Below are 12755 nucleotides of genomic sequence, written 5' to 3'. Positions count from 1 at the left end.
AGTCATCTTTCGGGGTGGCGAAGCTGAGAACTTAAGCGCCAGTAAACGGCGGTGGTAACTATAACCATCCTAAGGTAGCGAAATTCCTTGTCGGGTAAGTTCCGACCTGCACGAATGGCGTAACGACTTCTCGACTGTCTCAACCATAGGCCCGGTGAAATTGCACTACGAGTAAAGATGCTCGTTTCGCGCAGCAGGACGGAAAGACCCCGGGACCTTTACTACAGTTTGATATTGGTGTTCGGTTCGGCTTGTGTAGGATAGCTGGGAGACTGTGAAGCTCGGACGCCAGTTCGGGTGGAGTCGTCGTTGAAATACCAGTCTGGTCGTGCTGGATGTCTAACCTGGGTCCGTGATCCGGATCAGGGACAGTGTCTGATGGGTAGTTTAACTGGGGCGGTTGCCTCCTAAAGGGTAACGGAGGCGCCCAAAGGTTCCCTCAGCCTGGTTGGTAATCAGGTGGTGAGTGTAAGTGCACAAGGGAGCTTGACTGTGAGACCGACGGGTCGAGCAGGGACGAAAGTCGGGACTAGTGATCCGGCGGTGGCTTGTGGAAGCGCCGTCGCTCAACGGATAAAAGGTACCCCGGGGATAACAGGCTGATCTTCCCCAAGAGTCCATATCGACGGGATGGTTTGGCACCTCGATGTCGGCTCGTCGCATCCTGGGGCTGGAGTCGGTCCCAAGGGTTGGGCTGTTCGCCCATTAAAGCGGTACGCGAGCTGGGTTTAGAACGTCGTGAGACAGTTCGGTCCCTATCCGCTGCGCGCGTAGGAGTCTTGAGAAGGGCTGTCCCTAGTACGAGAGGACCGGGACGGACGAACCTCTGGTGTGCCAGTTGTTCTGCCAAGGGCATGGCTGGTTGGCTACGTTCGGGAGGGATAACCGCTGAAAGCATCTAAGCGGGAAGCCTGCTTCGAGATGAGGACTCCCACCCACTTGATGGGGTAAGGCTCCCAGTAGACGACTGGGTTGATAGGCCGGATCTGGAAGCACCGTGAGGTGTGGAGGTGACCGGTACTAATAGGCCGAGGGCTTGTCCTCAGTTGCTCGCGTCCACTGTGTTGGTTCTGAAACCACGAACGATCAGGCCGTGTTTGGTCACCGGTTGCTGGTTGTGTGTTTCATAGTGTTTCGGTGGTCATAGCGTAGGGGAAACGCCCGGTTACATTTCGAACCCGGAAGCTAAGCCTTACAGCGCCGATGGTACTGCAGGGGGGACCCTGTGGGAGAGTAGGACACCGCCGAACAATTATTGTGGGAAACCCCGCACCTCATGGTGCGGGGTTTTCTGCGTTTGAGGCATTCGAGGATGCCCACATTTCCCGGTTTTCGGGTCGGGGGGACGGGGCCGGCCGCATCGGCCGTTCGGCACGGCACCCCTCCGCTCCGCCGTTCGATCCGGGCGGGTATGGTCAGGTGGCATCGTCGGCACATTTCCTCAGGAGGCCCCCGGGTGGAGGTTCAGGAGACCCGCGTTCAGACCGACCGGGTCCTCACCATCCCGAACATCCTCAGCGCGGCGCGACTGCTCGGGGTACCGCTCTTCCTGTGGCTGATCCTCCGGCCCGAGTTCGGCGGCCCCGAGAGTGACGGCTGGGCGCTGCTCGTGCTGGCCTTCAGCGGTATCAGCGACTACCTGGACGGCAAGCTGGCCAGGCGCTGGAACCAGATCAGCAGCCTGGGCCGGCTCCTCGACCCGGCGGCCGACCGTCTGTACATCCTGTCGACGCTCGTCGGGCTCACCTGGCGCGAGATCCTGCCACTCTGGCTCACCCTGGTCCTGTTGGCGCGGGAACTCGTTCTGCTGGTCATGGTCGGCATCCTCAGGCGACACGGTTACCCGCCGCCGCAGGTGAACTTCCTGGGCAAGGCGGCCACCTTCAACCTCATGTACGCGTTCCCGCTGCTTCTGCTCAGTGACGGAAGCGGATGGCTCCCGTCACTGGCAGCCATTTTCGGATGGGCGTTCGCAGGGTGGGGTACAACCCTGTATTGGTGGGCAGGAGTCCTCTACGTGGTTCAAGTCCGCCGCCTTGTCCGTGCGGACGCCATGGCCGATTGAGCTCTCCGGTTGTACGGCCCGAGGTGGCTCGTTGGCCCGCGTCGTGAATGTGCGGGACAATCAGGACGGGTGAAGTCGGCCAACCGTCGTCTCTTGAGGAGGACGCTTCCGACATGAAGGCCGTCGTGATGGCCGGAGGCGAAGGCACGCGCCTTCGCCCCATGACCTCGAGCATGCCCAAGCCGCTCCTGCCCGTGGCGAATCGCCCGATCATGGAGCATGTGCTGCGGCTGCTCAAAAGGCATGGGCTGAATGAGACCGTAGTCACCGTGCAGTTCCTGGCCTCCTTGGTCAAGAACTATTTCGGTGACGGCGAAGAGCTCGGCATGGAGCTCACCTATGCCAACGAGGAGAAGCCCCTCGGAACCGCGGGCAGCGTGAAGAACGCCGAAGAGGCTCTGAAGGACGACGCGTTCCTCGTCATCTCCGGTGACGCCCTGACGGATTTCGACCTCACGGATCTGATCAACTTCCACAAGGAGAAGGGCGCGCTCGTCACCGTCTGTCTGACGCGTGTGCCCAACCCGCTGGAATTCGGCATCACGATCGTCGACGAGGAAGGCAAGGTCGAGCGTTTCCTGGAGAAGCCGACCTGGGGGCAGGTGTTCTCCGACACCGTCAACACCGGTATCTACGTCATGGAGCCGGAGGTCTTCGACTACGTCGAGGCCGACGTGTCCGTCGACTGGTCCGGTGACGTCTTCCCGCAGCTGATGAAGGAAGGCAAGCCCATCTACGGCTATGTCGCCGAGGGCTACTGGGAGGATGTCGGCACCCACGAAAGCTACGTCAAGGCCCAGGCCGACGTACTCGAGGGCAAGGTCGACGTCGAACTCGACGGGTTCGAGATCTCGCCCGGCGTCTGGGTGGCGGAGGGCGCCGAGGTGCATCCCGACGCCGAGCTGCGGGGCCCGCTGTACATCGGTGACTACGCCAAGGTCGAGGCCGGCGCCGAGATCAGGGAACACACGGTCGTCGGGTCCAACGTGGTCGTCAAGAGCGGCGCCTTCCTGCACAAGGCGGTCGTCCACGACAACGTCTACATCGGGCAGCACAGCAATCTGCGCGGCTGCGTGGTCGGGAAGAACACCGACATCATGCGGGCGGCGCGGATCGAGGACGGCGCGGTCATCGGTGACGAGTGCCTGATCGGTGAGGAATCGATCGTTCAGGGCAATGTGCGGGTCTACCCGTTCAAGACGATCGAGGCGGGCGCCTTCGTCAACACGTCGGTGATCTGGGAGTCCCGGGGGCAGGCCCATCTCTTCGGGGCGCGCGGCGTCTCCGGCGTCCTGAACGTGGAGATCACCCCCGAACTCGCCGTGCGACTGGCCGGCGCCTATGCGACGACTCTCAAGAAGGGCTCGACCGTCACCACGGCCCGCGACCACTCCCGTGGTGCCCGCGCGCTCAAGCGGGCCGTCATCTCCGCGCTCCAGACGAGTGCCATCGACGTACGCGACCTGGAGAACGTGCCGCTGCCCGTGGCCCGGCAGCAGACCGCGCGAGGCAGCGCCGGCGGCATCATGATCCGGACCACGCCCGGGGTGCCCGACTCGGTCGACATCATGTTCTTCGACAGTCAGGGCGCCGACCTCTCCCAGGGGAGCCAGCGCAAGCTCGACCGGGTGTTCGCGCGCCAGGAGTACCGTCGGGCGTTCCCCGGCGAGATCGGCGATCTGCACTTCCCGTCCAGCGTCTTCGACTCGTACACCGGGTCCCTGCTGCGGAACGTGGACACCACCGGGATCGCCGAGTCCGGGCTGAAGGTCGTCGTGGACGCCTCCAACGGCAGCTCCGGTCTGGTGCTGCCCAGCCTGCTCGGCAAGCTCGGCGTCGACTCGCTGACCATCAACCCCGGCCTCGACGAGTCCCGGCCCACCGAGACCGCCGACATGCGGCGTTCCGGGCTGGTGCGCCTCGGGGAGATCGTGGCCTCCTCGCGGGCCGCGTTCGGTGTGCGGTTCGACCCGGTGGGCGAGCGGCTCTCCCTCGTCGACGAGAAGGGCCGCATCATCGAGGACGACCGTGCCCTGCTGGTGATGCTCGACCTCGTCGCCGCCGAGCGGCGCAGCGGGCGGGTGGCGCTGCCGGTGACCACCACGCGGATCGCCGAGCAGGTGGCCGCGTACCACGGCACGCAGGTGGAGTGGACGACGACCTCGCCGGACGACCTCACCAGGGTCGGGCGTGAGGACCAGACCATCTTCGGCGGCGACGGCCGGGGCGCGTTCATCGTGCCGGAGTTCAGCAGCGTGTTCGACGGCGCGGCCGCCTTCGTTCGGCTCATCGGACTCGTGGCCCGTACCCAGCTCACGCTCAGCCAGATCGACGCGCGCATCCCGCGGGCGCACGTCCTCAAGCGTGACCTGGCCACACCGTGGGCCGTCAAGGGCCTGGTCATGCGCCGGGTGGTCGAGGCGGCCGGCGACCGCTCCGTGGACACCACGGACGGTGTGCGGGTGGTGGAGAGCGACGGCCGCTGGGTGATGGTGCTGCCAGACCCGGCCGAGGCGGTCACGCACCTGTGGGCGGAGGGCCCCGACGACGCCTCCGCGCAGGCGCTGCTCGACGAGTGGTCGGCGATCGTCGACAGCGCGGGCCGCTGACCCGCCGGAGGGTGTGAGCCAGGACCACCGCACACGTACACCCGCGTGCCGGACAAGTGCCCCCAAGAGGGCCTGTCCGGCACGCGGGTGGGGCCATTCGGAGGTATGGCGGACGGCGTGCGACGATGTGCGGCATGCCGCAGTCACCCCCCGTTCGGCGGACCGTAACGCGTCCAACGCGTCCGGACGCCTCCATGTCGTTGCTCACCAACGTCATGGATCACAGCCTCGACGACGGCTATGCGGAGGCGGCCGCCAGGAGGCGGACCGAGGGCACGGGCGGCATGCCGAAAACGGTACGGGCCCGGTTCGGCCTCGCGGCCGGACTCGTCCTCGCCGCGCTGGTGGTGACCGTCGGCGCGGCCCAGGCCCGGGTCACGGCCCCCACGGTGGCCAAGGAACGCCAGGAGCTCATCGACCGCATCGACCGTGAGACCGCGGCCGCGGACAAGCTGGAGACCAAGGTCGACGCCCTGCGGGACGACGTGGGCGACCGGCAGCGGCAGGCCCTCAAGTCCGACGGGGGCGACGGAGCCGACCTGGTGGGCATCCTGTCCGGTGCCGTCGAGGTCCACGGCCCCGGCGTCAAGCTCGTCGTCAACGACGCCAAGGAGGCGTCCGGTGGCGGCGGCAACGGCGACCCGCGCCAGACGGCCGGCTTCTCCGACACCGGCCGTCTGCGCGACCGCGACCTGCAGCGCGTGGTCAACGGGCTGTGGCAGTCGGGCGCGGAGGCCGTCGCCATCAACGGGCAGCGCCTGACCGCCCTTTCGGCGATCAGGGCGGCCGGGGACGCCATACTTGTCGACAACAGGCCGCTGGTGCCGCCGTACACGGTGCTCGCGGTGGGGGACGGCGCGCGGCTGAGCCGCAGGTTCCAGGACAGCGCCGACGGACTGTATCTGCATGCCCTGCAGGAGAACTACGACATCCGCACGGCCATCTCCACGCAGACCGACCTGCGGCTGCCGGCCGCGCCGAGCGTGATCGTACGAACAGCTGAACCGAGCACCGAGAACACCGGGAAGGGCACATCGTGATCGCCGTACTGGGCCTCGTCGTGGGAGTCGTGGCCGGCCTGTTGGTCCGGCCCGAGGTGCCCGTGGCCGTCGAGCCGTATCTTCCGATCGCGGTCGTCGCCGCGCTGGACGCCGTGTTCGGCGGGCTACGGGCCATGCTCGACGGCATCTTCGACGACAAGGTCTTCGTGGTTTCGTTCCTGTCGAACGTGGTCGTCGCCGCGTTGATCGTCTTCCTGGGCGACAAGCTGGGCGTCGGGGCGCAGCTCTCCACGGGCGTCGTGGTCGTCCTGGGCATCCGCATCTTCTCCAACGCCGCCGCGATCCGCCGGCACGTCTTCCGGGCGTGAGGCCGATGCGCGACGACAGCGACAACGACGACAACAGGAACACCGGCGACGCGAGCCGCGACAGCGACCGCGGCGCCAAGGGCGACAACGGGCCCGACGCCGGGAACGGCGCGCCGCGCGACGCCCCCGGTGTCGCCCCGCACCGCCTGCGCGCGGAGCTGCCCCAGGAGATCCGCGCCGCACCGGCCGGGACCGGGCAGCCGCGGTACGCCCCGCCCCGGACCGCACCGCGGCCGCCGGTACCCGACAAGCGCGGGGGCGACGGAACCGCACCGTCGTTGACGGGCCGTCAGCGGCTGCTCAAGGGCATCTGGCCGCCGCGCCTGACCCGCGCGCAACTCATCGTGGCGCTGCTCCTGTTCGGCCTCGGCTTCGGTCTCGCCGTCCAGGTCGCCTCCAACAGCGACAGCGACAGCGCGTTGCGCGGCGCCCGCCAGGAGGACCTGGTCCGTATCCTCGATGAACTCGACGACCGCACGCAGCGTCTTGAGGACGAGAAGCAGGGGCTCGAGGACCAGCGGACCGAGCTGGAGAACAGCTCGGACCAGGCGGAGGAGGCGCGCAAGCAGACGGCCGAGAAGGAGAAGCAGCTCGGCATCCTGGCGGGCACCGTGGCCGCACAGGGACCCGGCATCACGATGACCGTCCAGGACACGAAGGGGAGGGTCGAGGCGGACATGCTGCTCGACGCGATCCAGGAGCTGCGCGCGGCGGGCGCGGAGGCCATCCAGGTCGACGACGTCCGGGTGGTCGCCGGCACCTACCTCACGAACTCGGGCAAGGGGATCGCCGTCGACGGGAACAAGATCAACGCTCCCTATCGTTTCAAGGTCATCGGCAAGCCGCAGGACCTCGAGCCGGCGCTCAACATCCCCGGAGGCGTGGTGCAGACCCTGGAGAAGGAGCAGGCCACGGTCACCGTGGAGCGTTCGACGAAGATCGTCGTGGACGCCTTGCGAGCCGCGAAGCGTCCTGACTACGCTCGGTCGTCCTCCCAGTGAGGCGGGGGCGCATGGGGAGCGTGTGGCGAGGGCATGAGCTTGCGGGGGGTCGGCGCACCGAATGGCGGGTGCGTGGTGGAAACTGTCTGGTGGATACGGACGTTGTGAGGATGTCCGGGTCGACCGGTGTGTTCAATCAGGGTTCGTCCTGCCCCACGGGCGGGTCTGTTTCGGTCAAGGGGAATCGCCCGTGAAGTTGTTTGCGAAGTTGTTCGGCAAGAGCGCGCGAGAGGGCAGCGGAAACGCCACCGCCCGTCATCGCGCACAGCCGCAGGAAGCCGAGCGTCCGCTCTTCCGCGACCAGGTCGCGGGCCAGGGCGGCGGTGTTTCGGGAGGTCAGGGCGCGTCGTCTGTTGACCCTGCCGGTTCCGGACGCATAGGTTTCGGGGATCCGTCGACCTCGGGTGCGGGTGGAGGGTTCGGCTCCGACCCGTACGCGTCCCAAGCCCCTGGTGGGCAGCCGCGTCAGGAGGATCCGTCCATGTCGGCCCTGGTGTGTTCGAGGTGCGGCAACCGCAACGCGGAGAACAGTCGCTTCTGCTCCAACTGCGGCGCGCCGCTGCGCGCCGGCGCGGTGCCGGAGCGTCCGTCGGAGACGACGTCCACGATCTCCATCTCCGGTCTGGAGGCGTACGACTCCGAGACCACCGGCCAGACGCAGATGCCGATGCTGTCGCCCGAGGCGCAGGCAGCGGTCGACGCGCTGCCGCTCGGCTCGGCGCTGCTGGTGGTGCGCCGGGGGCCCAACTCGGGCAGCCGCTTCCTGCTCGACAGTGAGCTGACCACGGCGGGTCGCCATCCGCAGAGCGACATCTTTCTGGACGACGTGACGGTCTCACGCCGCCACGTGGAGTTCCGCCGCACGCCGGAGGGCACGTTCACGGTCGCCGACGTCGGCAGCCTCAACGGCACCTACGTCAACCGTGAGCGGATCGACCAGGTCGCGCTCGCCAACGGCGACGAGGTGCAGATCGGCAAGTACCGGCTGGTCTTCTACGCGAGCCAGCGGGGCATCTGAGCCTCCCCGGGCCCCGGGCCCGGGGAGAGACCGGGGAAGGCCCATGCCTCACACACCGAGTGGCGGTGCCGGCGGCGGCACCGCCGCCGCGGACCGCGGGCTGATGAGCATCGGCACGGTGCTGAACGTGCTGCGCGAGGAGTTCCCCGAGGTCACCGTCTCCAAGATCCGCTTCCTGGAGGCGGAAGGGCTCGTCGAGCCGCAGCGGACCCCGTCCGGGTACCGCAAGTTCACCGCCGGTGACGTCGAACGCCTCGGGCACGTCCTGCGGATGCAGCGGGACCACTACCTGCCGCTCAAGGTCATCCGTGAGCACCTCGACGCCAGGGAACGCGGCGAGGAGGTCCGCATCCCCTTCCCGGGCCGGCCGCACGAGACGGCCGGCGGGGAGCGCCTGGAGGACCTGCTCGCCGAGCCGGAACCGACCGCCGCCGCCCGGCTCGGCCGCGAGGAGCTGCTCACCGCCGCCGGGATACCGGAGGAGCAGCTCGCGGAGTGGGAGTCGTACGGCCTGCTCGCGCCGCTGCCGGACGGCACGTACGACGCCGAGGCCGCCACCGTGGCCACTCTGGTGGTGGAGTTGGGCCGGTTCGGCATCGAGCCGCGGCATCTGAGGGTGATGAAGGCGGCCGCCGACCGGGAGGCCGGGCTGGTCGATCAGGTGGTGGCCCCGCTGCGCCGCCACCGCAACCCGCAGACGCGGGCGCACGCGGAGGCCCGTACGAAGGAGCTCGCCCATCTCGCGGTGAGACTCCATGCCGCGCTGGTGCAGACGGCACTGGGCGTACGACTGCCGTGAGTCCGCCGTGAGCCCCCGTGAGCCCGCCGTGAGCGGTGTCACCGCGCGCTGTTCGCCGAGGGCGGATACCCGCCCCGATCCCGCCTCGACTACCCAAACGTCCCGCCCTCGGCCTAGGGTTGCTGTGTGAACGAGCTCGATGTCGTAGGTGTCCGGGTCGAGATGCCCTCCAACCAGCCGATCGTGCTCCTGCGTGAAGTGGGGGGCGACCGCTACCTCCCCATCTGGATCGGCCCCGGGGAGGCGACGGCCATCGCCTTCGCCCAGCAGGGCATGGCCCCCGCGCGGCCGCTGACCCATGACCTGTTCAAGGACGTGCTGGAAGCCCTCGACCAGGAGCTCACGGAGGTGCGCATCACGGATCTGCGGGACGGCGTCTTCTACGCGGAATTGGTGTTCGCCAGCGGGGTCGAGGTGAGCGCGCGGCCGTCCGACGCCATAGCGCTGGCGCTGCGCACCGGGACCCCGATCTACGGGAGCGACGGTGTGCTGGACGACGCGGGCATCGCGATCCCGGACGAGCAGGAGGACGAGGTCGAGAAGTTCCGCGAGTTCCTCGACCAGATCTCGCCCGAGGACTTCGGCACCAGCAGCCAGTGAGAGCGTCGGCCTCGCCGGCTCGTTCCGTGGAACCTTCCGCCTGGGCGACGGCCCGGCCGGCGCCCGCGCACAGGGGGCGCATGACGGCGCACGAGAGGCGCAAAAGGGCATTCGGCTAGCCTTTCCCCTCGGAAGGGCACGGCAAACCACTCCCAGGGTGATTATCACTCGGCGTGCCGAGTGTGGCGATCGTTGACGCACCCCTGGTGACTGCCTACCGTCGGGAGGCAGGTCAAGGACGGAGGTCGGCGTGAGAAGCAGCGGCGACGGTACGGCTGGGGGTGCCCCCGGACGCATCCCGGGGGACAGCAGCCGGTATGTGCTTCGCGCCGACGCGCCCGGCCCCGTGTCGTCGCGCCCGGTGCCGATGCCGCACGGCCGGCCCCTCCCCGGCGCCCCGGCCGGCACCACCGGTCAGGCCGACCCGGCCGAGCAGATCGGCTACCGGGGGCCCACGGCCTGCGCGGCCGCCGGGATCACCTACCGCCAGCTCGACTACTGGGCCCGGACCGGCCTCGTCGAGCCCAGCGTGCGGCCCGCGCACGGTTCGGGCACCCAGCGGCTGTACAGCTTCCGCGACGTCGTCGTCCTGAAGATCGTCAAACGTTTCCTCGACACCGGGGTCTCCCTGCAGAACATCCGCACGGCCGTCCAGCACCTGCGGGAGCAGGGTCTGCGGGACCTCGAACGCGTGACGCTGATGAGCGACGGCGCGACGGTCTACGAGTGCACCTCTCCCGACGAGGTGCACGCGCTGCTCCAGGGCGGGCAGGGCATCTTCGGCATCGCCGTGGGCGTGGTCTGGCGGGACGTCGAGGGCGCGTTGTCCCAGCTGCACGGCGAGCGCGTCGACACGGGCGAGACGCTCGTCGGGGCGCACCCGTCGGACGAGCTGGCGCGGCGCCGGAACCGGGCGGTCTGAGGTACCGGGGGCGGGCGGTCCGCGGTGCCGGAACCGAGCGGTTCGCGGCACGGGGACGCCGCACCGGCGCGCACGTCCCGTGGTTTCCCGGCGGATCGGCGCCCCTGGACGGGGCGCCTCGTCGCATTGTCAGTGGTGTGGTGCAGCATCGGTGGTGTGCGAAGCGCGCCCACGATCCTGCATCTCGACATGGATGCCTTCTACGCCTCGGCGGAGCAGGCATCCAAACCCAGCCTGCGTGGAAAGGCCGTCGTCGTGGGTGGTCTGGGGCCGCGCGGGGTGGTGGCCACGGCGTCCTACGAGGCACGGGTCTTCGGGGTGCACTCGGCGATGCCCATGGGGCAGGCTCGGCGGCTCGCCCCGCACGCCGCCTACCTGGTGCCCCGCTTCGGCTTCTACCGTGCCATCAGTGACCAGGTCATGGCGCTGCTGCGGGCTCTGTCACCCCTGGTCGAGCCGCTCAGCCTGGACGAGGCCTTCGTCGACCTGGAGGCCGGAGGGGTCGCCCGGGACGAGGAGTCGGCGCGGCTGACCGGAGCGAAACTGCGTGCGGACATCAAGGCGGTCACCGGGCTGACCGGTTCGGTGGGCCTGGCCGCGTCCAAGATGCTCGCCAAGATCGGCTCCGAGCAGGCCAAGCCGGACGGCCTGGTGGTGATCCGGCCGGGCACCGAGCGGGAACTGCTCGGCCCGATGTCCGTGCGCACACTGCCCGGCGTAGGACCGGCCACCGGGGACCATCTGAGGCGGGCCGGGATCACCACGGTCGGGGAGATCGCCGAGGCGGGCGAGGCGGAGCTGGTCCGGCTGCTGGGCAAGGCGCACGGGCAGGGGCTGTACGCCATGGCGCTCGCGCGTGACGAACGGCCGGTGGTGGCCGAGCGGGACACCAAGTCGGTCTCCGTGGAGGACACCTACGACGTGGACATCCACGACCGGGTACGGGTCCGCACCGAGGTGACGCGGCTCGCCGAACGCTGCGTACGACGGCTGCGCGAGGCGGGGCTGTCGGGGCGCACCATCGTGCTGAAGGTACGCAGATACGACTTCTCGACGCTGACCCGCTCCGAGACCCTGCTCGGTCCCACGGACGACCCGGTGGTGGTGCGTGAGGCGGCCGGGCGGCTGCTGGAGTCGGTGGACACCACCGGCGGGGTCCGGCTGCTCGGCGTCGGGGTCAGCGGGCTCGCCGACTACACGCAGGAGGACCTGTTCGCGCAGGCCCGCCTCGAGACCGGGCGGGCCGCCGTGGAGCCGCCGGAGGAGGCGGGACAGGGGAGACGGCCCGACGGGCCCGGTCCGAAGGAGCCGCCGGGAGCGTACGGAGTGGCCGCCGGGCAGGACGCCGGTGGGGCGGGCCCCGGGGAGCCGGCCGCGGCGGCCGAGCGGCACTGGCGGGCCGGACAGGACGTCACGCATGCCGAGTTCGGGCCCGGGTGGGTGCAGGGGAGCGGGCTGGGGCGGGTGACCGTGCGTTTCGAGACACCGCAGTCGTCGCCCGGCAGGGTGCGCACCTACCGGGCGGACGACCCCGACCTCCGGCCGGCCGACCCGCTGCCCCTGACGTCCCCGCCCGCTCCGGGAGACGCCCACCCGGCCGCGGGCAGTGGCGGCGCGCACGGGCCCGGTGCCGCCCCTCGCGGATGAGGCGCGGACGCACCGTCCCGGGGACGGCGCGCACCGTCCCGAGGCCGAGGCACGCCGTACCGGTGGTGAGCCGGGTCAGGACATCTCGTCCGTGCCCGCGAGTTCGTCCGTCGTCGAGGAGGCCGGTGCGTCGGCGACCCCGGCGGTGTCGCCGCGCCCCGCCACTCGGCCGAACGAGTGATCCGGGGCCGGGGGAGAAGCGGCCACGTCGAGCCCGTAGTGGCGGTAGAGCTGCAGCTCCTGTTCGGGGGAGAGGTGGCGGCCGACGCCGAAGTCCGGGGCGTCCCTGATCAGCGAGCGCTCGAAGGGAACCCGCAGGCCGCCGCCCTCCAGTTCGCTGGGGGCCAGCGGCACGAAGGCGTCCCGGGAGAACAGGCCGGTGCGTATGGCCGCCCACTCCGGGAGCCCCGTGGCGTCGTTCAGGTAGACCTCGTCGATCGTGCCGATCTTGACGCCCTTGCGGTCGAACGCCTTGCGGCCGATCAGATTGCGCGGATCGATGTCGGTCTGCACGGTCCGTCCCTCCTCGCTGTACGTGTCGGAAACACCACGATTCGGCATGTTCCGGGCGGCGGCTACTCGAAAGCCACGCCGAAAGACCCGCTGGTAGGCTGGTGTACGGCCGTCGACCCCGCGCGGGAGAGTCTCCCGGACACAGTCCGGGGGCGCCGAAGGAGCAAATCCTCCCCGGAATCTCTCAGGCACCCGTACCGCGCGGACGAGGT

The 12755-nt window shown here is 69.2% G+C and carries 11 protein-coding genes, 2 rRNA genes and 1 riboswitch (1 of these 14 only partly in view); of the genes, 12 read left to right on the top strand and 1 reads right to left on the bottom strand.

The genetic code is table 11. From position 1 onward, the window contains the following. The 12 genes from QFZ64_RS06545 to QFZ64_RS06490 form a co-directional block, all read left to right on the top strand. A 23S ribosomal RNA gene (locus tag QFZ64_RS06545) occupies positions 1 to 1044 on the top strand (it extends 2083 nt beyond the left edge of the window). Between the two features lie 89 nt (positions 1045 to 1133). Next, positions 1134 to 1250: ribosomal RNA gene (gene rrf / locus QFZ64_RS06540) — 5S ribosomal RNA — on the top strand. Positions 1251 to 1456: 206 nt separating this feature from the next. After that, the gene (locus QFZ64_RS06535) at positions 1457 to 2065 is read left to right on the top strand and encodes a CDP-alcohol phosphatidyltransferase family protein (RefSeq protein WP_307063279.1); all 609 of its coding nucleotides are present in this window, start codon (positions 1457 to 1459) and stop codon (positions 2063 to 2065) included. Between the two features lie 113 nt (positions 2066 to 2178). Next, a complete protein-coding gene (locus QFZ64_RS06530; RefSeq protein ID WP_307063277.1) occupies positions 2179 to 4674 on the top strand; it encodes a mannose-1-phosphate guanyltransferase in 2496 nt (831 codons plus the stop codon). A gap of 134 nt (positions 4675 to 4808) precedes the next feature. Beyond that, a complete protein-coding gene (locus QFZ64_RS06525) occupies positions 4809 to 5714 on the top strand; it encodes a DUF881 domain-containing protein (protein ID WP_373430561.1) in 906 nt (301 codons plus the stop codon). Further along, entirely contained in the window at positions 5711 to 6043 is a 333-nt protein-coding gene (locus QFZ64_RS06520; protein WP_006144114.1) for a small basic family protein, read from the top strand. Before QFZ64_RS06525 ends, QFZ64_RS06520 begins: the two co-directional genes overlap by 4 nt. Positions 6044 to 6048: 5 nt before the next feature. Beyond that, complete coding sequence (locus tag QFZ64_RS06515) at positions 6049 to 7044, top strand: DUF881 domain-containing protein (RefSeq protein WP_307063267.1); 996 nt, start codon at positions 6049 to 6051, stop codon at positions 7042 to 7044. 61 nt (positions 7045 to 7105) lie between these two features. Continuing rightward, positions 7106 to 8062 carry an FHA domain-containing protein gene (locus tag QFZ64_RS06510; protein ID WP_307063265.1) on the top strand — a complete coding sequence of 319 codons (957 nt, stop codon included), beginning with the start codon at positions 7106 to 7108 and terminating at the stop codon, positions 8060 to 8062. Positions 8063 to 8105: 43 nt separating this feature from the next. After that, on the top strand, positions 8106 to 8861 hold the full coding sequence (locus QFZ64_RS06505; RefSeq protein ID WP_307063263.1) for a MerR family transcriptional regulator: 756 nt from the start codon (positions 8106 to 8108) through the stop codon (positions 8859 to 8861). A gap of 126 nt (positions 8862 to 8987) precedes the next feature. Then, positions 8988 to 9461, top strand: coding sequence for a bifunctional nuclease family protein (locus tag QFZ64_RS06500; protein WP_307063262.1), 474 nt, complete (start codon positions 8988 to 8990; stop codon positions 9459 to 9461). 250 nt (positions 9462 to 9711) lie between these two features. Beyond that, complete coding sequence (locus tag QFZ64_RS06495) at positions 9712 to 10383, top strand: MerR family transcriptional regulator (RefSeq protein ID WP_307063260.1); 672 nt, start codon at positions 9712 to 9714, stop codon at positions 10381 to 10383. A 156-nt stretch (positions 10384 to 10539) separates the two neighbouring features. Continuing rightward, entirely contained in the window at positions 10540 to 12030 is a 1491-nt protein-coding gene (locus tag QFZ64_RS06490; protein WP_307063258.1) for a DNA polymerase IV, read from the top strand. A 75-nt stretch (positions 12031 to 12105) separates the two neighbouring features. Here QFZ64_RS06490 and QFZ64_RS06485 read toward each other — a convergent pair whose 3' ends face one another. After that, on the bottom strand, positions 12106 to 12543 hold the full coding sequence (locus tag QFZ64_RS06485) for a PRC-barrel domain-containing protein (RefSeq protein WP_307063256.1): 438 nt from the start codon (positions 12541 to 12543) through the stop codon (positions 12106 to 12108). A gap of 113 nt (positions 12544 to 12656) precedes the next feature. Then, positions 12657 to 12753: riboswitch (glycine riboswitch) on the top strand. Positions 12754 to 12755 lie beyond the last annotated feature (2 nt).

The organism is Streptomyces sp. B3I8 (assembly GCF_030816915.1).
In the GTDB taxonomy this organism is placed as follows: domain Bacteria; phylum Actinomycetota; class Actinomycetes; order Streptomycetales; family Streptomycetaceae; genus Streptomyces.
The sequence above is the reverse complement of the archived record's forward strand: the minus strand, read 5'-3'. Positions and strand labels throughout refer to the sequence as shown.